The following is a 23027-nucleotide window of genomic DNA, read 5'->3' as shown; positions in this document are numbered from 1 at the left end:
GCCAGCGACCGGCAGCTGGCGACCGGCGACCGGCCTACGCCCGATCACCGTGCCATCGCCATGAACACCTCCGTCCAGAAGCGCTGTTGCTGCGCCGACGCGCCCACCAGATAGGTCGCCCGCAGCTTCGCCGGCAGCAGGGCGACCAGGCGCGTCACGGCCACCCGGTTCTTGCGCAGCTGGGACAACTCCGCGTTGGCGAGGATCTGGTGGACGGTGTCGCTGTCGTCACCGCCCTCCGAGGAGTGGCCGGCGGCGCGGCGCAGCCGGGCCTCCCAGGCGTCGAGGTCCCGCGCCAGCTCACGCAGACCGGTGACCGGGCGGCCCCGGAAGCGGTCGATCAGCGCGGTGAGCGGGACGGGCGCGTACTCGCCGTCGCCGAGATAGACGGTGCCCATCTCCAGCGGCAGCCCGCGCCGGTGCAGCTTGATCAGCCGCTCCAGCGTCCGCTTGGTGATCCAGGCCCGTCCCTCGTCGTCGATGTCGTGCTTCCACCACTCCAGGACGGTCTCGGCGTCCGAGCCGTACCGGGCCAGCAGCCACTCGTTGGCCGGTATGTCGGCGGGCTCGACCTGGAGCGAAGCCGTGAACCGGGTCGCCTGGGCGATGTTGTTCCGGGACACGAGCATCTTGCGGCCCAGATGGTACGGCGGGTTCTGCACCGCGATCTGAGCCCGCAGGTTCTCGATCCGCCGCCCCGCCAGCGACCACTCCTGAGTGATCTCCATGAGCTTCGCGAACGCGGCCTTGTCCTTGGGCCGGTTGTACTCGTCCCACACGATCGCCTTGGGCTCGGGCCCGGTGAACTTCGCCGCCAGCAGGTTGTCGAGGGTGCCGTCGGCGGACGGGATCGGCGCGCACAGTTCCTCGACGTTCGTCACCGGCAGCGAGAAGTACAGCGGTTCGCGGCCCAGGGCCGTCCGCACGGTCTCGCGCACCAGTTCCGTCTTGCCGCAGCCCGGTGGGCCCTGGAGCAGCACCGTCCAGCGGCCCCGCAGCGCGGCCCGCAGCACCTGCCGGACCGGGTCGGGGATCGTCGCGGGGTTGGACACGCCGAGGAGCGTCGCGATCCGGTCCAGGATCTCGGCGGTGCGGTTCTGCCCCGGCCTGCCGTCCGGACCCGGCTCGGCCAGCCGCAGCCGCTCCCCGTCGACCAACGGCAGCCCCCAGCGCAGCGGAAAGCCCTCCCGGGCGTTCGCCAGCACGTGGTCCAGGGTGCGCGGGGACAGCAGTTCACGCAGGGCGGGGGAGAGCGACGCCCACAGCGAGAACACCGGAGTCAGGTCCCAGGGGCGGTACTTGGCGGCCAGGTGCCGCCGCCACGCGGTGTCGTTCGCCGTGATCCGCAAGGTCACCATGCGGTCGAGGAGCGCCAGGTCGCTGCGGCGGGCCGAGGTCTCGGCCAGCGACTCGTTGTCCGTGAGGAAGACGCCGACGCAGCCCAGCGCCCGCAGGTCGTGCTCCCCGAGCGTCCAGTTGCAGGCGATCTGCATCAGCTGCGACTGGATCGTCTCGCCCGCCTGGAGGGAGTCGTCGATGAGCAGCACGAACGGCCGTCCCGGCTTCAGCTGGCTCATCACGAGCTGGCGCAGGACCAGTTCACCGGTGTGCGGGTCGCGCACCGGCGCGTTGACCAGCAGGTCGTCCGGCGTCAGGTTGGCCGCCGGGACGTACACCAGCGTGGCGTCCGGGTGGACCCGGCCGATGTGCGAGAAGAACGTCGCCGTCTTGCCGATGCCGTGCTCGCCGAAGATCTGCCCCGTCTGCCCCATGTCGATCATCGCGTCGATGAACGACTCGAGGCGCGATGCCGTCAACTGCTCGGTGTCCGTGGTCATTTACCGTGATCCTGTGGTGACGCGATGGCAGTCCATCGCCGGTGTGTGGGTTTCGGGCCACTCGCTGCCGCCCTCCGTGATCAGCCAGATCCATTTGTCCGGCTCGGCGGGCGTGACGGGCGGGGCGTATCCGTCGGTGAGCACCACGACGGCGTCGGGGGTGACGTCGAAACGCCGCCCGCCGACCTCCGTACGGCCCTCCACGTAGTCGGCGACCACCTGGAAGCTGGTGCCGCCACCGCCGTAGACCCGCTCGCCCGGCCTGAACGGCATCACCACGGCGTCGAAGGAGAGCCAGTGCGCCTCGACCCCGTCGATCCGGCCCACCAGTCGGGTGAGCCACTGGATCACGTGGTCCGGCATGGAGCCCGAGGTGTCGTAGGCGACGACGAGCACCTTCTCCCGTACCGGACCGCGCCGCGAGAGCACCGGGTCCTGGCCGAGGGCGGCGAGCAGCGCCCCCCGCTTCTTCGGGTACACCAGCCGCTCGCCGTCGCGCAGTCTGGAGCCGAGCACGTCGACCAGCCAGCGCTGCCACCAGTGGACCGTACGCGTGCGCGTGGTCTCGCCGCGCAGGGTGCCCGCGCCCAGGCTGCCCCAGATCCGCGCGGCCCGGGCGTTGCCGTCCTCGGTGCGGTCCATCAGGTCGAGGAGCTCCCGCTCCGCGCCCGCGTGTCCCCGCCGGGCCGCCAGCAGGGAGTTCAGCAGCGCCGAGGAGGTCACCGCGTCGACGGTCTCCTGGTCGGCCGGGACGCCTCCCTCGCGCAGGTGCACGCACAGCCGCCGCTCCGGGACGGGCGGCCTGTGCATGCGCTTCAGCTCGCCGTACACCCGCATGTCCGTCTCGGTGAACACCTCGTACGGCACCGGCTCCAGACCGTGTGCCGTCAGGTCCCGGACGTAGGCGTCGTGGACCTCGCGCGGGTCGACCCCAGTGGGGCGGCCGTTCAGCAGGGGCAGCCGCGTGCGGCCCAGCCGGACGAGCGCCACATGGTTGACGGACACCTCGCAGGCCAGCTCGAACACCGGGTCGGCGCGCAGCTCCGGGTCGGTGAACAGATGCCGGTGCACGAGGTGCCGCGCCTCGTGGAACAGCACGAACTTGACGCCGTCCAGGCCGAGGCCGACGAAGAAGTCCGGGTTGTAGAGCAGCAGGCAGGAGCCGTCGCCCGAGGCCACCACGGCCGCGGTGTCGATCGCGGTCGTGGGGATCTGGTGGTGGCACTTGGCGTACAGCCAGGACGCCACCGCCGACTCGGTCAGCCCGAAGTCCAGCAGCGCGGCCTCCTTCAGCCGCCGCGCCTCCTCGATCACCCCCGCGTCCGCCGGGCGGTACCGCTCCAGCGCCCGCCGGTCGGCCAGGTCGACCACCGGGACACGCCGCCCCCGCTCTCCGTACGCCATGCCGAGCCCCCCGTACCGGATTCCCCCGTGATGCCCCCGTGCCTCATTGGTAGCAGCGCCCACTGACAACGGGCCAGCGCATTACGCCCACCCACGCCGGACCGGCGCACTAGGCTCGGGGACCAAGGGCGGGGCCGTAGCGCAGAGGCAGGCGCACCGGTCTCCAAAACCAGAACACGCTGGTTCGAATCCAGCCGCCCCGCCCCCCTTGCCCGGCAGGGTCAGGCGATCGCGCCCGCCGTCATGATCAGCTCCGGCGCCGTCCCGTGGAACGTGTCGAGGAGCTGCGCGAGCACCGCCCAGGCCTCCTCCCGGTCGCCCAAGTGGTCGCGCACCAGAGGGCGCAGGGCGTTCTCGGCGTCGCGCACGCGCGCGGGGAAGAGCGCGGGGCCCAGGGACAGCACCGTCAGTACGTGCGCGGCCGGTCCGTGCGCGGTCGCGTAGACACCGGATCCGGCCAGCACTCCCGCCCGCCGGACGCGGTGGGTGAACTTGGGGTGGCTGCCGAACCGCTCGCGCAGCGCGGGCGGACAGTCCGGGCGCACGGACAGGGCCCAGCGGGCGTAACCGGGCAGCGGGCGTTCACGGTCGGCCGCGGTGACCGTCCGCCAGTCGTCCTGACCCAGCACCATGGACGCGGCCTGCCTGGCCGGTCCCATGGCGGTGGCGGCACGGAGCGCGCCGACGAGCCCCAGCTCTACGACGGGTTGCGGCACCGGCGGTTCCACCGCGTGCTTGCGCAGGACCGTGTCCACGCGCAGAGGGCCCGTACGGCCGGGACCGAACGGCATGCCCCGCAGCACCGCCCGCCGCATCGGCTCGTCCGCCGAACGGTGCCCGTACACCGCCGCGTTGAGCTCGGGGTCGTCCTCCTCCAGGATCCACACCAGCACGGAGGAGGGGACCGGGGTCAGCTTCAGGGCGGCGTGCGCGGCCCGGCGCCGGTTGCCGCCCGGTCGCGGCGCGCCGATCCGCCGCCGTATCCGTGCGGCGGAGTCGGCGTCGATCAGGTCCAGCAGGAAGCCGACGGCCCGCTGATCCGTGCTGCTGTCACGCATGACCGCATGATGTCGCAGGCGGCGGGCGCCCCGCACCGGATATACGACGGGACCGCAGGGCCGACGCCGGATGCCGGACGGGACCGCAGGGCCGGTCCGCCGGATGCCCGGCGGACCGTAAGGCCGACACCGGACACCCGACCCGGCGGGACCGCAAGTCCGACGCCGGATGCCCGACGGGCCGGCAGGGCCGACACCGGAGGCTCTACGGGTCGGCAGGTCGGCCGGGTCGGCGTCAGGCCCCGGCGCGGGCCGCCATCCGCGCCTTGCGCGCCGCGAGCTTCTCGTCGAACTTGAGGGCCTCCGCGTCCAGCCCGCCCATGAACAGACCGAGCTCGTCCTGCGCCTGCTGCCCCTCGGGGCCGAGACCGTCGATCTCCATGACCTTCAGGAAGCGCAGCACGGGCTGGAGCACGTCGTCGTGGTGGATGCGCATGTTGTAGATCTCGCCGATCGCCATCTGCGCGGCGGCCCGCTCGAAGCCGGGCATGCCGTGACCGGGCATCCGGAAGTTCACGATGACGTCGCGCACCGCCATCATCGTCAGGTCGGGAGCCAGCTCGAAGGCCGCCTTCAGCAGGTTCCGGTAGAAGACCATGTGCAGGTTCTCGTCGGTCGCGATGCGCGCCAGCATGCGGTCGCAGACCGGGTCCCCGGACTGGTGGCCGGTGTTGCGGTGCGAGACACGGGTCGCGAGCTCCTGGAAGGCCACGTAGGCGACCGAGTGCAGCATCGAGTGCCGGTTGTCCGACTCGAAGCCCTCGCTCATGTGGGCCATCCGGAACTGCTCCAGCTTGTCCGGGTCCACCGCGCGGGAGGTGAGCAGGTAGTCGCGCATCACGATGCCGTGCCGGCCCTCCTCGGCGGTCCAGCGGTGCACCCAGGTGCCCCAGGCGCCGTCCCGGCCGAAGAGCGAGGCGATCTCGTGGTGGTAGCTGGGGAGGTTGTCCTCGGTGAGGAGGTTCACCACCAGGGCGATCCGGCCGATCTCGGTGACCTTGGACTGCTCCTTGTCCCAGGCCTCGCCGTCCTCGAAGAAACCGGGGAAGTTGCGGCCGTCGCCCCACGGCACGTACTCGTGCGGCATCCAGTCCTTGGTGACCTTCAGATGCCGGTTGAGCTCCTTCTCGACCACTTCCTCCAGCGCGTACAGCAGCCGCGCGTCGGTCCATTCGGAGGACGGGCTGCCGAGATGAGGGGAAGTGATCGTCACAGGTGCTCCAGGGGGACACGGCGAATACGTCTGGGAGCCGGCGAGCGGTGCCGGGAACCTACGGAATCGTAGGCTACGAAACCGTAGGTTACGAGACCGTAGGTTAAGGGTGCCGTAAAGATCCCTGATCAGCGGTGTTCCCCGGTCATGACAAGGTGTCCCGGGAAGCGCAGGTCCGGGGCCGTCCGGGTGAGACGCTCACCCGATCAGACGTACAGCTCCCGCAGCCGGACCGAGAGGCATGTCACACACCCTTCGAGCTTCTCGAACTCGCTGATGTCCACCACCACGGGCTCGAAGCCGAGGTCGGTGTACAGCTCCGCCGTCTTGGGCGCGCTCGCGGCCATGAGCAGCTTGGGGCCGCCGAGCAGGACGACATGGGAGCCGGCCCCCTCGGGCACCGACAGGAAGCGCGGGAAGAGCGAGGGCCGGTCCACCTTCGGGATGTGCCCGACGACGGTCCCGTCGGGAAGCGCCGTGACCGCCGACTTCAGGTGCAGCACCTTGCTCACCGGTACGACGACCACCTGGGCCCCGAGCGGCTCGAAGGCGGCCCGCAGCTGCTGGACGCCGGCCGCGTTGGTGCGCCCGCCGCGGCCGACGTAGATCGTGTCACCGACCTTGAGGACGTCCCCGCCGTCCAGGGTGCCCGGCTCCCAGATCCAGTTCACCGAGCAGCCGAGGCGGGCCACGGCCTCCTCGACGCCGACCGTCTCCTCGCGCCGGGACTCGGCGCCGGAGCGAGCGATCAGGGCGACGTTCTTGTACACGACCACCGTGTCCTCGACGAACACCGAGTCCGGGCAGTCCTCCGCCGGGTCCACCTCCACGGTCTCCCAGCCGTGGGTGCGCAGGGCCTCGACGTACGCCTCCCACTGTTCGAGCGCGAGGTCGACGTCGACCTTCTCCCGCTCGATGTGCGTCACCAGGCCTTCGGCGAGACGCGGACCGGGGCGGCGGACGAGGGCCTTCTTGCTGGGCACGAGGGAAACTCCGTATCGGCGGGACAGGGCGGCGCCCGTGACGGGCGCCGGTCAGCCATCATGCAGCGCCGATCCGTGTCGACAAAACCCCCCTTGTCAGGCTGTGGCCCTCCTGAGACGCACCACGGCCCACGAACCCCACCGCGCCGCACACGCGCGTGCCGCCTCATGAGCCTCCGGCAGCAGCCGCACGACGATCCCCCCGTCGCCCGCCGCCGGGGTTCACGGCACGGTGGGGAAAGCGGTTGTGGAGTGTCGGCGCGGAAAGTGCGCCGGGTGCCTTCGTGGGCGGTCACCCCGCAAGCCTCGGCGGGCGGGCTGCCGGAGGCCTGGCGGGCACCATGACGGCAACGGCGGTGCGGATGCTGCCGGAAACCGCCGCGGACGCCGCTCCGCGACGGCCTCCGGCGAGCATCTTGCCGGAGGCCGTCGCGCCCGCCCCACCGGAGGCCGCGGCGGGGGCCGTGCCGCAGGTCGAGCGGAGGCGCCCTGCCGCGAGCCGAGGGGCGGCCCTACGCCAGGGACTCCAGGTCGTCCGGAGTGATCTCGCGGAGTTCGCCGTCCAGCAGCAGCCAGCGTGTGATGCCGATGGACTCCAGGAACGGCAGGTCGTGGCTGGCCACCACCAGGGCTCCCTCGTACGACTCCAGGGCCGTGGTCAGCTGCCGCACGCTCGCCATGTCGAGGTTGTTCGTCGGCTCGTCGAGCATGAGCAGCTGGGGTGCCGGCTCGGCCAGCATCAGCGCCGCCAGCGCCGCCCGGAAGCGCTCGCCGCCGGACAGCGTGGACGCCTGCTGGTCGGCCCGCGCCCCCCGGAACAGGAAGCGGGCGAGACGGGCCCGCACCCGGTTGTTGGTGGCACCCGGCGCGAACCGGGCCACGTTCTCCGCGACCGACAGCTCACCGTCGATGACGTCGAGCCGCTGGGGCAGGAAACGGAGCGGGACCTGGGCCGTCGCCTCGCCCGACACCGGCTCCAGCTCCCCGGCGATCGTGCGCAGCAGCGACGTCTTGCCCGAGCCGTTGCGCCCGATCAGCGCCACCCGCTCGGGTCCCCGCAGGTCGAAGCCGCCCTGCACCCGTGCGCCGTAGGCGAGTTCGAGGTCCATGAGGGTCAGGACCGTACGGCCCGGCGGCACGGCCGTGTACGGCAGGTCGACGCGGATCTCGTCGTCGTCCCGTACCGCCTCCACCGCCTCGTCGAGCCGTTCCTTCGCCTCCGAGAGCCGCTCCTCGTGCATGATGCGGTGCTTGCCGGCGGACTCCTGCGCCGCCCGCTTGCGCGCCCCCATGACGATCTTCGGCTCGCGCTTCTGCTCGAACATCTTCTGGCCGTACCGCTTGCGGCGGGCCAGCTTGACCTGTGCGTCGGCCAGTTCGCGCTTCTGCTTGCGGAAGTCGGACTCGGCGACCCGCACCATCCGCTCCGCCGCGTCCTGTTCGACGGCGAGGGCGTCCTCGTAGGCGGAGTAGTTTCCGCCGTACCAGGTGACCTCCCCGGCGCGCAGATCGGCGATCTGGTCGACCAGGTCGAGGAGTTCACGGTCGTGACTGACCACGACCATGACCCCCGGCCAGGAGGCGACGGCCGAGTACAGCCGCCTGCGGGCGTACAGGTCGAGGTTGTTGGTCGGTTCGTCGAGGAGCAGGACGTCCGGGCGGCGCAGCAGCAGCGCGGCCAGGCGCAGCAGCACCGACTCGCCGCCCGACACCTCGCCGATCGTACGGTCCAACCCGATGTGTCCGAGACCGAGTTCGCCGAGGGTGGCCAGGGCGCGCTCCTCGACGTCCCAGTCGTCGCCGACCGTCTCGAAGTGCTCCTCGGCCACGTCACCCGCCTCGATGGCGTGCAGGGCGGCGCGCCGCGCGGCGATGCCGAGCGCCTCGTCGACCTTGAGGCCGGTGTCCAGCGTGACGTTCTGGGGGAGGTAACCGACCTCGCCCGCGACGCGTACGGCGCCGTCGGCCGGGGCCAGTTCACCGGCGATCAGCTTCAACAGGGTCGATTTTCCTGACCCGTTGACCCCGACAAGGCCGGTGCGGCCGGGGCCGAAGGCGATGTCCAGGCCCTCGAAGACGGAGGTGCCGTCGGGCCAGGCGAAAACGAGCGAGGTGCAGGTGATGGAAGCAGACATACAAGTCTCCGCGGTTGCTCGAAGCGAGAAGGGGCAATCGCGTATCGAGACACCTGCGACCGGCGGGAGACGAGGGAAACCGGGGGGCGTGGAAGGGGCCCTGCTCGTCGGGAACGGCTCGTGTGCCGAGGTCGCACGCAGCGCACACACCTCAGGTGTGTGACACGGTGTCTCAGGACCTCAGACGAGCAACGTCCTTCTCCGATCGACGGCAACAGAAGCGTTCTACACCGTATGAGGCGGCCACCGGGCTGTCAACGAATTAAAAGTCCGCAGCATCCAAAGGAGGCCCCGTGACCGACGGCTCGCTCTCCCTGCCGGCCCGTCTCTACCTGCTGGCCTGGGACACCTCGAAGTCCGAGGTCACCGGTACCGCGCAGGTCCCCCAGCTGGTCCGGGCCGGTGCCCTCACCGAGCTCGCCCAGCGCGGTCTGCTCCTCGACGAGGACGGCATCGCGACCCCGGTCGACATGGACGCCGAGACCGGGGACCCCGTCCTGGACGGGCTCCTCGAACTGGTCCGGGAATCGCGTCCGCACCGGTGGCGCGGCTGGGTGACACTGCACTCCCGGTTCACCCTGGACGCCGTGCGTGAACAGCTCACCGCGGGCGGATATCTGCGGGCCCGGAAGAAGCGGGCCCTCGGACTGTTCCCCACGGTCGACCACGACCTGGCGCGACCGGCCACGGTGGAGGCGCTCCAGGAGGAGGCGCGGGAGATCCTGCGGGGGCGGACCGCCGGGCTGTCCGGCCGGGACGCTGCCCTGGGCGCTCTCGCCGCCGCCGCCGACCTGCGCACCCTGCTGCCGCGCAAGGACCGTCACGACGTCCACGTCGAGGAACTGATCGACCGCAGCGGCCCGGTGGCACCGGTGCTGCGCAAGCTCGTCCAGGAGGTACGCGGAGCGGTGACGGCGGCGACGGTCGCCACGCGCGCGTGACAGGGTTTCGGGCGGTGCGGTGACGGTGACTCCACGTCTCCGCACGCGGCCCGGCCAGGACCGGCCGGGGGAGCCGACGGGTGCGGTCGGCCTCAGAAGGCGATCAGCACACGTCAGTACACGTCAGTAGGCGTCAGCACGCGTCCTCAGAAGGCGTCGGTAGGCGTCAGCACGCGTCCTCGGAAGGCCTCAGTACGCGTCGCGCATCAGTTCCGCGAGGTCGTGGTCGAGGTCGAGCTGGAGGTGCTCGAGGCCGCTCGGCACGAGGTCGTTGGTCGCCTCCAGGAACCGGCGCAGCTCACCGGTGCGGACATGCACGACGGCGGTGCCCTCGGGGGCGTGGAACTCGAGCACGGTGCGGTCGTAGCCGTAGGGGCGCACCCGGACGTCGCCGTGGCCGTCGGGCTCTTCGAGACCTGTGGTGAGCAGTTCGCGGCTGAAGGTCCAGCAGACCTCGACGCCCTCGAGGGTGGCCGGGGCGGGGAAGGTCATACGGACGGCGAACGGGTCACAGCGGTCGTAGTGCAGTGTGGCGGGAATGCTCGGCATCCGCGGTGCCGCGGCGACGAGACGGGCCTCTACGGGCTGCTCGATGACGGTGGACAACGCCTTGCTCCCTTGTGACGGCTGATGGGGCTCTAGGAGGGTGGGACGGGCAATGGAAGAGACGTCGGAATCGGCCAATCCGTGTACACGAGAATCGAGTGACCTCTGTCACCGTCGTCACGCCCCCGTGGGATCCGGTCCTTCTCCCGTGCCCCCAGAGACAGTTGTGACACCTCGCGCACCGCTCGGCGTGCGGCCGAGGGCATCTGGACGGCGCCCGGAGCGTGCACTAGCTTCGCCCGCCATGAGGCGCATGGGGAACACGCGAGGCAAGAGACCTGTGGGACTGACCATCCGGACCATCACCGCGGGCGCGGTCTGCGCGGCGGCGCTGGCCGCCGTGACCGCCGTACCGGCCCAGGCACACGGCCCCGACGGCGGTACACCGCACTGGGAGCTGAAGGACAGCGGCGCCCCCGGCGTGCGCTTCCGGGGCCTTTCGGCCGTCAGCCGGGACACCGCCTGGGTGGCCGGAACCCAGGGCACCGTGCTGCGCACCACCGACGGCGGGGCGAGCTGGCGAAACGTCTCACCGGCCGGAGCGACCGACCTCCAGTTCCGGGACGTCGAGGCCTTCGACGCGCGCCGGGCCGTGGTGCTGGCCATCGGCGAGGGCGAGGCGTCCCGGGTGTACCGGACCGAGGACGGCGGAGCGACCTGGACCGAGTCCTTCCGCAACACCGACGCCAAGGCCTTCTACGACTGCCTCACCTTCTTCGACCGCCGCCACGGACTGGCGATGAGCGACCCGGTGGACGGGAAGTTCCGCATCCTGTCCACCGCCGACGGCGGCCGCTCCTGGAAGGTGCTGCCCGACAAGGGCATGCCGGCCGCCCTCGACGGCGAGGCGGGCTTCGCGGCGAGCGGTCAGTGCCTGGTGAGCTCCGGCCCGCGCGATGTCTGGCTGGCCACCGGCGGAGGCGCACGCGCGCGTGTACTGCACTCCGGCGACCGCGGCCTGACCTGGACGGCCTCCGACACCCCGATCCCCGGCGGTAGCGCGGCCAAGGGCGTCTTCGCCCTCGCCTTCCGGGACCGCGCGCACGGCCTCGCGGTCGGCGGCGACTACAACGCGGACCAGCCGTCCCCGCGCGCGGGCGCCCGCACCGCCGACGCCGGCGGCTCCTGGCAGTCCGCGGCCACCTCGCCGCCCGCGTACCGCTCCGGCGTCGCCTGGCTCCCGCACAGCCGCACCGCCGCCCTCGCGGTCGGCCCCACCGGCACCGACCTCACCACGGACGGCGGCCGGACCTGGCGGACTGTGGACACCGGCTCCTACGACACCGTCGACTGCACGGTCGACGGGGGCTGCTGGGCCTCGGGCGAGAAGGGGCGGGTGGCTCGACTGGAGCACTGAGCGGCGGAATGTGGGTACCCGGTCGCCGACGGCGAAAGGAGTGATCCCCCATGCCAGCCGGTTCGAACTCCAAGCGCGAGCGCCAGTACGAACACATCAAGAAGAGTGCCGAGGACCGGGGCGAGAGCACCGGACGGGCCAAGGAGATCGCGGCCCGCACGGTCAACAAGGAACGCGCCCGCTCCGGTGAGTCCAAGACGGCCAGTCGTACCTCGACCCAGGACATGTCCTCGGGCAAGCGAGGCGGACAGCGGTCCGGCAAGGGCTCCCAGGGCCCGACCTACGACCAGCTCTACGAGGAGGCCAAGCGCAGGGGCGTCAAGGGCCGTTCGGACATGAACAAGACCCAGCTCCAGCGCGCGCTCGGCAACAAGAGCTGACCTCTCGGACCCCTCAGGCGGACGGCTCCCGGTACGGCTCCAGTGCCGGGGCCGTCTTCGTCGCGGCGAACTCGGTGACGCGGTACGCGCACACCCCGGCCGCGACGAACGGGTCGCCCGCGGCGATCTCCTCGATCCGCGCACGGTCCTCCGCGACGGCGATGATCACCCCGCCGTCGCGGGGGTTCTTCCGGCCAGAGGCGAGGAACACCCCCCGCGCGTACTGCTCGTCCAGCCAGGCCACGTGCGCCGGCAGCACGGCGTCCACGGCATCGAGGGACGCGGTGTAGGTCAGCTCCAGTACGAACATGATCGCGAGCCTATGCCGGGGGCCGTACGCTCGTCCCCACCATGGAGACGATGGACATCCCCGCGGGCCGGCCCGCGACCGAGGAACAGGCCCGGGCGATCCAGGACGAGTTGAGGACGAGGACGATCCTCGGCGAACCCGGCCCACCGCCCGGCACCGGACATGTCACCGGCGTCGACGTGGCCTACGACGACGAGCGGGACGTGGTCGCGGCGGCCGCCGTGGTGCTGGACGCGGCGACCCTGGAGGTCGTGGCCGAGCGGACCGCCGTGGGCCGGATCTCCTTCCCGTACGTCCCCGGACTGCTCGCCTTCCGCGAGATCCCCACCGTCCTCGCGGCGCTCGACGCCCTGCCGTGCCCGCCCGGCCTCGTCGTCTGCGACGGCTACGGCCTCGCCCACCCCCGCCGCTTCGGTCTGGCAAGCCACCTCGGCGTCCTCACCGGCCTGCCGACGATCGGCGTCGCCAAGAACCCGTTCACCTTCTCCTACGACGATCCCGGGCCCCGGCGCGGCGCGTGGACGCCGCTGCTGGCGGGCGACGAGGAGGTGGGCAGGGCCCTGCGCACCCGCGCGGCGGTGAAGCCGGTCTTCGTCTCGGTCGGCCACCGCGTGAGCCTCGACAACGCGTGCGCCCACACACTCGCCCTCACCCCGGCCTACCGGCTCCCGGAGACCACCCGCAGGGCGGACGCGCTGTGCCGCCGGGCACTGCGGGAGGCGACGACCCGTCAGGGAGGGTGAGCCGCGGGTACTCAGTACGTCGTCCGTCGGCAAGGGAGGAGCGGGTACTGAGTACGTCGTCTGAGTATCTGTACGGATGTGCGGGCCCCGGTGCGGTCGGCAGGCTGTCCCGCATGACGACGCACCGTATGACCCAGCGTTCCCCCAAGCCCCTCGCCGACCCCAACCGGCCCGTCGAGCGCGCCGTGACCGCCGCACTGGTCCTCGGCGTGCTCGCGGGGCTCGGCTGGATCGCCGGGATGATCTACACGGTGGCGGGCTGGTCCTTCTGAGGCCCTGCCACCGGGCCCGGGGCCGCCTGCACCGCTCGCGGCCCGCTCACTTGGCAGACGCCACCCGGAAGGTGATCCCGGCCTCCTGGAGCCGCTCGATCAGCGCCTCGCCCATCGCCACCGCCGTGGTGACCTGACCTGACGTCTCCGGCAGGTCGTCGAAGGCCAGGGACAGCGCGGACTCGGCGAACATCCTGGCAGTCTCGTCGTAGCCCGGGTCGCCGCCCCTGACCTCGGTGTACACCCGCCGACCGCCGCCCTCGCCGACGAACCGCACCGAGAACCAGCTCTTCGCCCGCTTCTCCGGGCTCGGTCCGTCACCCGGCCTGACCCGGCCCGACAGCCAGCGCCGCGCGGGCGGCACCTGGGCCGCCGCGAACAGCGCGCCGACGGCCGCGACCCCGCCCACCGCCACCGGCAGCCGCCGTACGGCCGCGTAGTGCCGGTAGCGGAAGTCCGGGCCGTAACGCTCCAGGGCCTTCGCCGAGCGCTGGACGATCTGCGGGTCGATGGTCGGCAGCGGCAGGGCCCAGGCGCCGACCTCCGGGGCGTAGCGCGGGGTGCCGGCCGGCGCGGTGGCCCGCCGGCCCATCAGGCGCGGCTCGTGCCGGGCCCGGTCCCGGGCGGCGGCGATCATCTGTCGGCCGCGCGCGAACTGGTTGAGGGCCGAGGCGAAGGTGCCGCCGGAGAACATGCCCTCCGCGGTCACGAACCCGTCGACGGTCAGCGGCACGCCCTCCGGCAGTTGCCGGACCGTGAACCAGACCCCCAGGTCGTGCGGGATCGAGTCGAAGCCGGCCGCGTGCACCATCCGTGCGCCCGTCTCACGCGCGCGTGCGTCGTGCCGGACGTACATCAGGTCCACGAACTCCGGCTCCCCGCACAGGTCGAGATAGTCCGTACCGGCGTCCGCGCAGGCGGCGACGAGCTCCTCGCCGTACGTCAGGTAGGGCCCCACCGTGGTGGCCACCACGCGCGCGTGCCCGGCGAGCGCGCGCAGCGAGTCCGGGTCGGACACGTCGGCGGTGAGGGTCCCGACCTCGGTGCCAGCGGGCAGCCGCTCGCGCAGCGCCCGCAGCTTCTCCTCGCTCCTGCCGGCGATGGCCCAGCGCAGGTCCTTCGGGCCGTGCGCGGCGAGGTACTCCGCGGTGAGCGTGCCCGCGAAGCTCGTCGCTCCGAAGAGCACGATGTCGTAGGGACGGTCCGACCTCTTCAGCCTGCTCATGACACTCCTGGATCCGCCGCACGCGCCGTTGTCGGTGGCCGAGGCTAGCGTGAGGGGTGGTTCTGCTCGGCGGCTGGGTCGAGGAGAGCCACCGCTCCGGCGCGCCGACACGTGCGACGGTGCGGGTCCGGCGGCCGATGACCGGCCGATAATTGGCTAAGCGCTTGCTCGTTCAGGTCTTGTGCCCGCTGGGGCGTGTTCATAGCATCACTGGTGTTACATCAGTTGTGTCATACCGATGGGGGCTGGATGACAACGGCGACGACGCCCGGGCGGCACGGCCCGCTCACCGGTGTGCGCGTGGTCGAGCTGGCCGGTATCGGCCCCGGCCCGTTCGCCGCCATGCTCCTCGCCGACCTGGGCGCCGACGTCGTCCAGGTCTGCCGTCCCGGCGGCAGCGCCCTGTCGATCGACCCCGCCTACGACATCACCAACCGCAACAAGCGGTCCGTGGTCGTCGACCTCAAGGCCCCCGACGGTCCCGCGCGCGTGCTCGACCTCGCCGCCCGGGCCGACATCCTCGTCGAGGGCAACCGCCCCGGCGTGGCCGAGCGGCTCGGCGTCGGCCCGGCGGACTGCCACGCCCGCAACCCCGCCCTCGTCTACGGCCGCATGACCGGCTGGGGCCAGGACGGCCCGCTGGCCCAGCGCGCCGGGCACGACATCGCGTACATCGCCGTCACCGGCACCCTCGGCCTCATCGGCGAACCGGGCCGTCCCCCGGCGGTCCCCGCCAACCTCCTCGGCGACTACGCGGGCGGCGCCCTCTACCTCGTCGTCGGCGTCCTCGCCGCCCTGCACCACGCGCGCGCGACCGGCACCGGCCAGGTCGTCGACGCCGCCATCGTGGACGGCACCTCCCACCTCGCCGCGATGCTGCACGGCATGACCGCGGCCGGCGGCTGGCAGGACCGGCGCGGCGCCAACCTCCTCGACGGCGGCTGCCCGTACTACGGCACCTACGAGACCGCCGACGGCGGGTACATGGCGGTGGGCGCCCTGGAGCCGCAGTTCTACGACCGCTTCCTGGACCTGCTGGGCCTGCCGGACTTCGCCGACGCCCGCAAGGACTGGACCCGCTGGGGCGACCTGCGCGAGGCGGTCGCCGCCCGCTTCAAGTCCCGTTCGCGAGACGAGTGGACGGCCGTCTTCGAGGGCACCGACGCGTGCGTGGCGCCCGTCCTGTCCCTGCGCGAGGCCCCGCACCACCCCCACCTCGCCGCCCGCGGCACCTTCACCGACCACGACGGCATCACCCAGCCCGCCCCCGCGCCCCGCTTCTCCGCGACCCCCACGGCCGTACGGACCGGGCCCGCCCGACCGGGCACCGACACCGCCGCGGTGGCCCGCGACTGGGACGTACCGGATCTTTCGAAAGACCAGGAACTCCCGAAGGGCCCCCGATGAAGCGGCAGATCTTCGCCCCCGAGCACGACGCGTTCCGCGCGACCGTGCGCGCCTTCCTGGCCAGGGAGGTCCTGCCGTACTACGAGCAGTGGGAGAAGGACGGCATCGTCTCCCGCGAGGCCTGGCGCGCGGCCGGAAAACAGGGCCTGCTGGGGCTCGCCGTGCCCGAGGAGTACGGCGGTGGCGGCACCTCCGACTTCCGCTACAGCGCCGTCCTCGCCGAGGAGTTCACCCGCGCGGGCACCCCCGGACTCGCCCTGGGCCTGCACAACGACATCATCGGCCCCTACCTCACCTCGCTCACCACCGACGAGCAGAAGCGCCGCTGGCTGCCCGGCTTCTGCGACGGCTCCCTGATCACCGCCATCGCGATGACCGAACCCGGCGCCGGCTCCGACCTCCAGGGCATCCGCACGCGCGCGGAGGACCGGGGCGACCACTGGCTGCTCAACGGCTCCAAGACGTTCATCTCCAACGGCATCCTGGCCGACCTCGTGATCGTCGTCGCGAAAACCACCCCCGAGGGCGGGGCCCGGGGGCTGTCCCTCCTGGCCGTCGAGCGCGGCACCGAGGGCTTCGAGCGCGGCCGCAACCTCGACAAGATCGGCCAGAAGGCCCAGGACACCGCCGAACTGTTCTTCCACGACGTGCGCGTGCCCAAGGAAAACCTCCTCGGCGAGCGCGACGGCGCCTTCGTGCACCTGATGACCAACCTCGCCCAGGAGCGCCTGAGCATCGCCGTCTCCGCGATCGCCGCCGCCGAACACCTCCTGGAGATCACCACCGCGTACGTCAAGGAGCGCGAGGCCTTCGGGCGGCCGCTCGCCACCAAGCAGCACATACGGTTCGAGGTGGCCGAGATGGCCACGGAGTGCGCCGTCACCCGCACGTTCCTCGACCGCTGCATCGAGGATCACTCGATCGGGCAGCTCGACGCCGTCCACGCCTCCATGGCCAAGTGGTGGGCGACCGAGCTCCAGAAGCGCGTCGCCGACCGCTGTCTGCAACTGCACGGCGGCTACGGCTACATGAGCGAGCACGCGGTCGCCAAGGCCTTCACGGACGGCCGCATCCAGACCATCTACGGCGGCACGACCGAGATCATGAAGGAGATCATCGGCCGTTCCCTGCTGGGATAAGAACCTTTCGCCCGGCTGACCCTCACCCCTGAAAGGCTTCCTCGTGAGCACCGAAGCGTACGTGTACGACGCGATCCGCACCCCGCGCGGCCGCGGCAAGGCGAACGGCGCCCTGCACGGCACCAAGCCCATCGACCTGGTCGTCGGGCTCATCCACGAGATCCGCGCCCGCTTCCCCGGCCTGGACCCGGCCGCCGTCGACGACATCGTGCTCGGCGTCGTCGGGCCGGTCGGCGACCAGGGGTCCGACATCGCCAGGATCGCCGCGATCGCCGCCGGGCTGCCCGACACGGTCGCCGGCGTGCAGGAGAACCGCTTCTGTGCGTCCGGCCTCGAAGCCGTCAACATGGCCGCCGCCAAGGTGCGTTCGGGCTGGGAGGACCTGGTCCTCGCGGGCGGCGTCGAGTCCATGTCCCGGGTGCCGATGGCCTCCGACGGCGGCGCCTGGTTCAACGACCCGATGACCAACCTCGCCGTCAACTTCGTGCCACAGGGCATCGGCGCCGACCTCATCGCCACCATCGAGGGATTCTCCCGGCGCGACGTGGACGAGTACGCGGCCCTCTCGCAGGAGCGGGCCGCCACCGCCTGGAAGGAGGGCCGCTTCGACCGGTCCGTAGTCCCGGTGAAGGACCGCGCGGGCCTGACCGTCCTCGACCACGACGAGCACCTGCGCCCCGGCACCACCGCCGACTCCCTGGCGGGCCTCAAGCCGTCCTTCGCGGACATCGGCGACCTGGGCGGCTTCGACGCCGTGGCCCTCCAGAAGTACCACTGGGTCGAGAAGATCGACCACGTCCACCACGCGGGCAACTCCTCCGGCATCGTGGACGGCGCCTCGCTCGTCGCGATCGGCTCCCAGGAGGTCGGCGAGCGCTACGGCCTGCGCCCCCGCGCGCGGATCGTCTCCGCGGCCGTCTCCGGCTCCGAACCCACCATCATGCTGACGGGCCCCGCGCCCGCCACCCGCAAGGCCCTCGCCAAGGCCGGCCTGACCATCGACGACATCGACCTGGTCGAGATCAACGAGGCCTTCGCGGCGGTCGTCCTGCGCTTCGTCAAGGACATGGGCCTCTCGCTGGACAAGGTCAACGTCAACGGCGGCGCGATCGCCCTCGGCCACCCGCTCGGCGCGACCGGCGCGATGATCCTGGGCAGCCTCATCGACGAACTGGAGCGCCAGGACAAGCGATACGGCCTCGCCACCCTCTGCGTCGGCGGCGGCATGGGCATCGCGACGGTCGTCGAACGCATCTGACCCCCTCCCACGGATACGACGGATCACACGGAGCACTTCCACATGAGCACTCAGTCCACGACCATCCGCTGGGAACAGGACCGCACCGGCGTCGTCACCCTCGTCATCGACGACCCGAACCAGTCCGCCAACACCATGAACCAGGCGTTCCGCGACTCCCTCGCGGTGATCACCGACCGCCTGGAGGCCGAGAAGGACACCATCCGCGGGATCATCATCACCTCCGCCAAGAAGACCTTCTTCGCCGGCGGCGACCTGCGCGACCTGATCCGCGTCACCCCGGAGACCGCACAGGAGCTCTTCGACGGCGGCATGGCGATCAAGCGCAACCTGCGCCGCATCGAGACCCTCGGCAAGCCGGTCGTCGCCGCGATCAACGGCGCGGCCCTGGGCGGCGGTTACGAGATCGCGCTCGCCTGCCACCACCGCATCGCCCTCGACGCCCCCGGCTCCAAGATCGGCTGCCCAGAGGTCACCCTCGGCCTGCTCCCCGGCGGCGGCGGAGTCGTCCGTACGGTCCGCCTGCTGGGCATCGCCGACGCCCTGCTGAAGGTCCTCCTCCAGGGCACCCAGTACGCCCCGCGGCGAGCCCTCCAGAACGGCCTCGTCGACGACGTCGCGAGCACCCAGGACGAACTCCTCGCCAAGGCCCGCGCCTTCATTGAGGCCAACCCCGAGTCCCAGCAGCCCTGGGACAGGCCCGGCTACCGCATCCCCGGCGGCACCCCCGCCAACCCGAAGTTCGCGGCGAACCTGCCCGCCTTCCCGGCGAGCCTGCGCAAGCAGACCAACGGCGCCCCCTACCCGGCCCCGCGCAACATCCTCGCGGCCGCCGTCGAAGGCGCCCAGGTCGACTTCGAGACCGCGCAGGTCATCGAGGCGCGCTACTTCGTCGAGCTGGCGGCGGGCCAGACGTCCAAGAACATGATCCAGGCGTTCTTCTTCGACCTCCAGGCGGTGAACTCCGGCGCCAACCGCCCGAAGGGGGTCGAGCCCCGCCAGGTCCGCAAGGTGGCCGTGCTCGGCGCGGGCATGATGGGTGCGGGCATCGCCTACTCGTGCGCCCGCGCGGGCATCCAGGTCGTCCTGAAGGACGTGACCCCGCGGGCGGCGGCCAAGGGCAAGGCCTACTCGGAGAAGCTCTGCGCCAAGGCGGTCTCCCGCGGCCGTACGACCCAGGAGAAGGCCGAGGCGCTCCTGGCCCGCATCACCCCGACGGCCGACCCCCAGGACCTGGCCGGCTGCGACGCGGTCATCGAGGCCGTCTTCGAGGACTCGGCGCTCAAGCACAAGGTGTTCCAGGAGATCCAGCACATCGTCGAACCGGACGCGCTGCTGTGCTCCAACACCTCCACGCTCCCCATCACCGCCCTCGCCGAAGGCGTCGAGCGCCAGGGCGACTTCATCGGCCTGCACTTCTTCTCACCGGTCGACAAGATGCCCCTGGTCGAGATCATCAAGGGCGAGCGGACGGGCGAGGAGGCGCTGGCCCGTGCCTTCGACCTGGTCCGGCAGATCAGGAAGACGCCGATCGTCGTGAACGACTCGCGCGGCTTCTTCACCTCCCGCGTGATCGGCCACTTCCTCAACGAGGGCGTCGCGATGGTCGGCGAGGGCATCGAGCCCGCGTCCATCGAACAGGCGGCGGCGCAGGCGGGCTACCCTGCGAAGGTGCTCTCCCTGATGGACGAGCTGACGCTGACCCTCCCGCGCAAGATCCGCAAGGAGACCAGGCAGGCGGTGGAGGAGGCGGGCGGCACCTGGACGCCCCACCCCGCGGAGGCGGTCATCGACCGCATGGTCGACGAGTTCGGCCGCACGGGTCGCAGCGGGGGCGGCGGTTTCTACGACTACGGCGACGACGGCAAGCGCGTCGCCCTCTGGCCGGGCCTGCGCGAGCACTTCACCCGCCCCGGCGCGGAGATCCCCTTCCGGGACATGCAGGAACGCATGCTCTTCTCCGAGGCCCTCGACACCGTCAAGCTCCTGGAGGAAGGCGTCCTGACCTCGGTCGCCGACGCCAACATCGGCTCGATCTTCGGCATCGGCTTCCCCGGCTGGACCGGCGGCGTCCTCCAGTACATCAACGGCTACGAGGGTGGGCTGCCGGGCTTCGTGGCACGCGCGCGTGAACTGGCCGACCGGTACGGGGACCGCTTCACGCCGCCGGCGCTGCTGGTGGAGAAGGCGGAGAAGGGGGAGCGGTTCGGGGACGCCTGAGGTGCGGGGGTGAGTGCGGGCGCGTGGGGGCTGGTCGCGCCCACGCGGCGGAGCCGCACATCGATACAGCCCTGCGCCCCTCGGTGGGCCCCGGCGAGCGCGCCGCGATCCCGTCCGGTCACCCCGTCCCGCGGTCCATCTGCGCCGTCCACTCCCGTAGTTCCTCCTTGAGGGACCGCTGAAAGGTCGTCAACAGGGCCTGGACGACCAGGGGTTCCATGTGCGCGGACAGCGACTTCACGTCCCGTGGGTCGCGCCGCGCCACCTCGCCGCGGAACAGCTCGGACAACTCGTGCGCGGCGGCCCTGGAGTGCTCGATGAGCACCTTCCGCGAGGCCAGGATCGCCTCCTGCGACAGCGGCACGTCGAGCAGCCCGACGCCCAGCCGGAGCAGGCCCAGGTCGACCAGCCAGGTGTCGTCGTCCCGCCGTACGACACCCATCGCGGCGAGCCGTTCCACGTCGTCGTCGTCGAGCGCCCGCCCGGCCCGCCGCTGGAGTTCCTCCCGGGTCACCGGCTCCACCAGGTCGGGGGCCCAGGAGGCCACCACGGCCCGGTGGATCGCCAGGTCGTGGGCGCTCAGACCGGCCGGCAGCTGCTGCATGTACCGCTCGATCGCCGCCAGCGTCATGCCCTGGTGCTGGAGCTCCTCGATCAGGGCCAGACGCGCGAGGTGCTCGCGGCCGTAGTGGCCGACCCGGCGGGGGCCGATCACCGGCGGGGGGAGCAGCCCCCGTGTGCTGTAGAAGCGGACCCTGCGGACCGTCACCCCCGCTCGCGCGGCCAGCTCGTCGACGGTGAGGGCCGGCTCGGCGTCGTTCCGGGCGTCGTTCCCGGCGTCGGGGGAGGTGTCGGTCGTCATGTGCAGCAGTATCGCTGTCTCACCACTGCTGTGACATCCGCCACCGGTTGGGCGAGGGGTTCCCGGGCAGGTGATCCGTCGGTCCGTGCCCCGCGCCAGGAGGCAGGGGCCGACGCACGTCCGGACCCCCGAGCGAGACCCGCCGGGGCGCACCAGAGAGTGGAACCACCTGTGAGCAAGGACGCCGCGCAACCGGCCCAGGCCCCTGCCCGTACCGCCCGCACCCCCGCCGCGCGGGTGCACGCCGACGCGGGCGACGCCGGCTACAGCAAGGATCTCAAGGCCCGCCACGTCAACATGATCGCCATCGGCGGCGCGATCGGCACCGGCCTCTTCCTGGGCGCAGGCGGGCGTCTGCACACCGCGGGGCCGGGACTCGCGCTGGCCTACCTGGTCTGCGGGATCTTCGCCTTCTTCGTGGTCCGCGCCCTCGGCGAACTCGTCCTCTACCGCCCCTCATCGGGCTCCTTCGTGTCGTACGCGCGCGAGTTCCTCGGCGAGAAGGGCGCGTACGTCGCCGGCTGGATGTACTTCCTCAACTGGTCGACGACCGGTATCGCGGACATCACGGCGATCGCGCTCTACACGCACTACTGGAGCATGTTCACCGACATCCCGCAGTGGACGCTCGCGCTCGTCGCCCTCGCGGTGGTGCTGGCCGTGAACCTGATCTCGGTGAAGATCTTCGGCGAGATGGAGTTCTGGTTCTCGATCATCAAGGTGGCCACGCTCGTCGGCTTCATGCTGATCGGCATCTTCCTGCTCGCCACCCAGCACGAGGTGGGCGGCAGGACGCCCGGAGCGAGCGTGATCACCGACGGCGGGGGTGTCTTCCCGCACGGCCTGATGCCGGTCGTCCTCGTCATGCAGGGCGTGATCTTCGCGTACGCCGCGCTGGAGCTGGTGGGTGTCACGGCGGGCGAGACGGCGCAGCCGGAGAAGGTCGTGCCGCGCGCGGTGAACTCGATCATGTGGCGGGTGGGTCTGTTCTACGTGGGCTCGGTCGTCCTCCTGGCCCTGCTGCTGCCGGGTTCGCTCTACTCGGCCGACGAGAGCCCGTTTGTCACCGTCCTCTCGAAGATCGGCGTCCCGGCGGCGGGCGACGTGATGAACCTGGTCGTCCTCACGGCGGCCATGTCCTCCCTGAACTCCGGCCTCTACTCCACGGGCCGCATCCTGCGCTCCATGGCGACGGCGGGCTCCGCACCGAGGTTCACGGCGAGGATGAACCGCAGCCAGGTGCCGTACGGCGGGATCCTGCTCACCTGCGCGGTCTGCGTGCTCGGCGTCGGCCTCAACTACCTCGTGCCGAGCCAGGCCTTCGAGATCGTGCTGAACATCGCCTCGCTCGGTGTCATCAGCACGTGGGTGATCATCATGGTCTGCCACCTGGTCTTCGTCCGCCGCGCTCGCGCGGGCCACCTGACCCGCCCCGCGTTCCGCCTCCCCTTCAGCCCGGTCACCGAGATCAGCACGATCGCCTTCCTCCTGGCCTGCCTGGGCATGATGTGGAACGACCCCGAGGTCGGCCGCAAGACCCTCCTCCTCATCCCCCTGATCGCCGCCCTCCTGATCGCCGGCTGGTTCGCAGTCCGCCACAGGGTCCACTCCCCGACCCCACCCGCCCCGACCGACCACACGGCCTGACGGGGGGCCACTGTCAGTGCCGTCCCCTA

The 23027-nt window shown here is 71.6% G+C and carries 20 protein-coding genes and 1 tRNA gene; 11 read left to right on the top strand and 10 right to left on the bottom strand.

The features are described from left to right. Positions 1–44: 44 nt before the first annotated feature. Both AQJ54_RS14360 and AQJ54_RS14355 read right to left on the bottom strand, forming a co-directional pair. Complete coding sequence (locus tag AQJ54_RS14360; RefSeq protein WP_062237591.1) at positions 45–1838, bottom strand: AAA family ATPase; 1794 nt, start codon at positions 1836–1838, stop codon at positions 45–47. Then, positions 1839–3242, bottom strand: a complete 1404-nt coding sequence (locus AQJ54_RS14355; RefSeq protein WP_062237589.1) for a vWA domain-containing protein — start codon at positions 3240–3242, stop codon at positions 1839–1841. It abuts the gene before it with no gap. 128 nt (positions 3243–3370) lie between these two features. On the opposite strand from AQJ54_RS14355, the gene AQJ54_RS14350 reads away from it, so the two are divergent. After that, a tRNA-Trp gene (locus tag AQJ54_RS14350) sits at positions 3371–3446 on the top strand. Positions 3447–3463: 17 nt separating this feature from the next. Here the strand turns inward: AQJ54_RS14350 and AQJ54_RS14345 are convergent. The 4 genes from AQJ54_RS14345 to AQJ54_RS14330 all read right to left on the bottom strand — a co-directional run bounded on the left by AQJ54_RS14345 (position 3464) and on the right by AQJ54_RS14330 (position 8631). Beyond that, positions 3464–4300 (bottom strand): hypothetical protein, encoded by an 837-nt coding sequence (locus AQJ54_RS14345; protein WP_062237587.1) that lies wholly within the window; start codon positions 4298–4300, stop codon positions 3464–3466. Positions 4301–4535: 235 nt separating this feature from the next. Beyond that, positions 4536–5513: an acyl-ACP desaturase gene (locus tag AQJ54_RS14340; protein WP_062237585.1), complete on the bottom strand. Its 978-nt coding sequence runs from the start codon at positions 5511–5513 to the stop codon at positions 4536–4538. A gap of 206 nt (positions 5514–5719) precedes the next feature. Then, the gene (gene ddaH / locus AQJ54_RS14335) at positions 5720–6496 is read right to left on the bottom strand and encodes a dimethylargininase (protein ID WP_062237583.1); all 777 of its coding nucleotides are present in this window, start codon (positions 6494–6496) and stop codon (positions 5720–5722) included. A gap of 512 nt (positions 6497–7008) precedes the next feature. Next, the gene (locus AQJ54_RS14330; RefSeq protein WP_062237581.1) at positions 7009–8631 is read right to left on the bottom strand and encodes an ABC-F family ATP-binding cassette domain-containing protein; all 1623 of its coding nucleotides are present in this window, start codon (positions 8629–8631) and stop codon (positions 7009–7011) included. A 293-nt stretch (positions 8632–8924) separates the two neighbouring features. On the opposite strand from AQJ54_RS14330, the gene AQJ54_RS14325 reads away from it, so the two are divergent. Further along, positions 8925–9572, top strand: coding sequence for a GOLPH3/VPS74 family protein (locus AQJ54_RS14325; RefSeq protein WP_062029183.1), 648 nt, complete (start codon positions 8925–8927; stop codon positions 9570–9572). 189 nt (positions 9573–9761) lie between these two features. Here the strand turns inward: AQJ54_RS14325 and ssgD are convergent, their stop codons facing one another. Further along, complete coding sequence (gene ssgD / locus AQJ54_RS14320; protein ID WP_062029185.1) at positions 9762–10178, bottom strand: spore wall synthesis regulator SsgD; 417 nt, start codon at positions 10176–10178, stop codon at positions 9762–9764. A gap of 244 nt (positions 10179–10422) precedes the next feature. On the opposite strand from ssgD, the gene AQJ54_RS14315 reads away from it, so the two are divergent. Together AQJ54_RS14315 and AQJ54_RS14310 are read left to right on the top strand one after the other, a co-directional pair. After that, complete coding sequence (locus AQJ54_RS14315) at positions 10423–11535, top strand: WD40/YVTN/BNR-like repeat-containing protein (RefSeq protein WP_079069858.1); 1113 nt, start codon at positions 10423–10425, stop codon at positions 11533–11535. Positions 11536–11585: 50 nt separating this feature from the next. Then, a complete protein-coding gene (locus AQJ54_RS14310; RefSeq protein ID WP_062237577.1) occupies positions 11586–11915 on the top strand; it encodes a hypothetical protein in 330 nt (109 codons plus the stop codon). A gap of 13 nt (positions 11916–11928) precedes the next feature. On the opposite strand, the gene AQJ54_RS14305 is transcribed toward AQJ54_RS14310, so the two are convergent. After that, entirely contained in the window at positions 11929–12225 is a 297-nt protein-coding gene (locus AQJ54_RS14305) for a YciI family protein (RefSeq protein ID WP_062237574.1), read from the bottom strand. A gap of 41 nt (positions 12226–12266) precedes the next feature. Between AQJ54_RS14305 and AQJ54_RS14300 the strand changes: the two genes are divergently transcribed. Both AQJ54_RS14300 and mmpA read left to right on the top strand, forming a co-directional pair. Further along, positions 12267–12968 (top strand): endonuclease V, encoded by a 702-nt coding sequence (locus AQJ54_RS14300; protein ID WP_062237573.1) that lies wholly within the window; start codon positions 12267–12269, stop codon positions 12966–12968. A gap of 113 nt (positions 12969–13081) precedes the next feature. Next, positions 13082–13240: a morphogenic membrane protein MmpA gene (gene mmpA / locus AQJ54_RS46080; RefSeq protein WP_162951986.1), complete on the top strand. Its 159-nt coding sequence runs from the start codon at positions 13082–13084 to the stop codon at positions 13238–13240. Positions 13241–13286: 46 nt separating this feature from the next. On the opposite strand, the gene AQJ54_RS14295 is transcribed toward mmpA, so the two are convergent. Next, positions 13287–14465, bottom strand: a complete 1179-nt coding sequence (locus AQJ54_RS14295) for a saccharopine dehydrogenase family protein (RefSeq protein WP_062237571.1) — start codon at positions 14463–14465, stop codon at positions 13287–13289. Between the two features lie 249 nt (positions 14466–14714). On the opposite strand from AQJ54_RS14295, the gene AQJ54_RS14290 reads away from it, so the two are divergent. The 4 genes from AQJ54_RS14290 to AQJ54_RS14275 are packed head-to-tail and all read left to right on the top strand — an operon-like array spanning position 14715 to position 20489. Then, positions 14715–15872, top strand: a complete 1158-nt coding sequence (locus tag AQJ54_RS14290) for a CaiB/BaiF CoA transferase family protein (RefSeq protein ID WP_062237569.1) — start codon at positions 14715–14717, stop codon at positions 15870–15872. Continuing rightward, the gene (locus AQJ54_RS14285; RefSeq protein WP_062237567.1) at positions 15869–17011 is read left to right on the top strand and encodes an acyl-CoA dehydrogenase family protein; all 1143 of its coding nucleotides are present in this window, start codon (positions 15869–15871) and stop codon (positions 17009–17011) included. Before AQJ54_RS14290 ends, AQJ54_RS14285 begins: the two co-directional genes overlap by 4 nt. A 43-nt stretch (positions 17012–17054) precedes the next feature. Then, positions 17055–18269 carry an acetyl-CoA C-acetyltransferase gene (locus tag AQJ54_RS14280; RefSeq protein WP_062029200.1) on the top strand — a complete coding sequence of 405 codons (1215 nt, stop codon included), beginning with the start codon at positions 17055–17057 and terminating at the stop codon, positions 18267–18269. A 42-nt stretch (positions 18270–18311) separates the two neighbouring features. Then, positions 18312–20489, top strand: a complete 2178-nt coding sequence (locus AQJ54_RS14275) for a 3-hydroxyacyl-CoA dehydrogenase NAD-binding domain-containing protein (protein WP_062237566.1) — start codon at positions 18312–18314, stop codon at positions 20487–20489. Between the two features lie 118 nt (positions 20490–20607). Here the strand turns inward: AQJ54_RS14275 and AQJ54_RS14270 are convergent, their stop codons facing one another. Beyond that, positions 20608–21351, bottom strand: a complete 744-nt coding sequence (locus AQJ54_RS14270) for a MerR family transcriptional regulator (protein WP_062237564.1) — start codon at positions 21349–21351, stop codon at positions 20608–20610. Between the two features lie 171 nt (positions 21352–21522). Here AQJ54_RS14270 and AQJ54_RS14265 point away from each other — a divergent pair, with 171 nt between their 5' ends. Further along, a complete protein-coding gene (locus AQJ54_RS14265; RefSeq protein WP_062237562.1) occupies positions 21523–22998 on the top strand; it encodes an amino acid permease in 1476 nt (491 codons plus the stop codon). Positions 22999–23027 lie beyond the last annotated feature (29 nt).

Source organism: Streptomyces griseorubiginosus (assembly GCF_001514195.1).
GTDB lineage: Bacteria > Actinomycetota > Actinomycetes > Streptomycetales > Streptomycetaceae > Streptomyces > Streptomyces griseorubiginosus.
The sequence above is the reverse complement of the archived record's forward strand: the minus strand, read 5'-3'. Positions and strand labels throughout refer to the sequence as shown.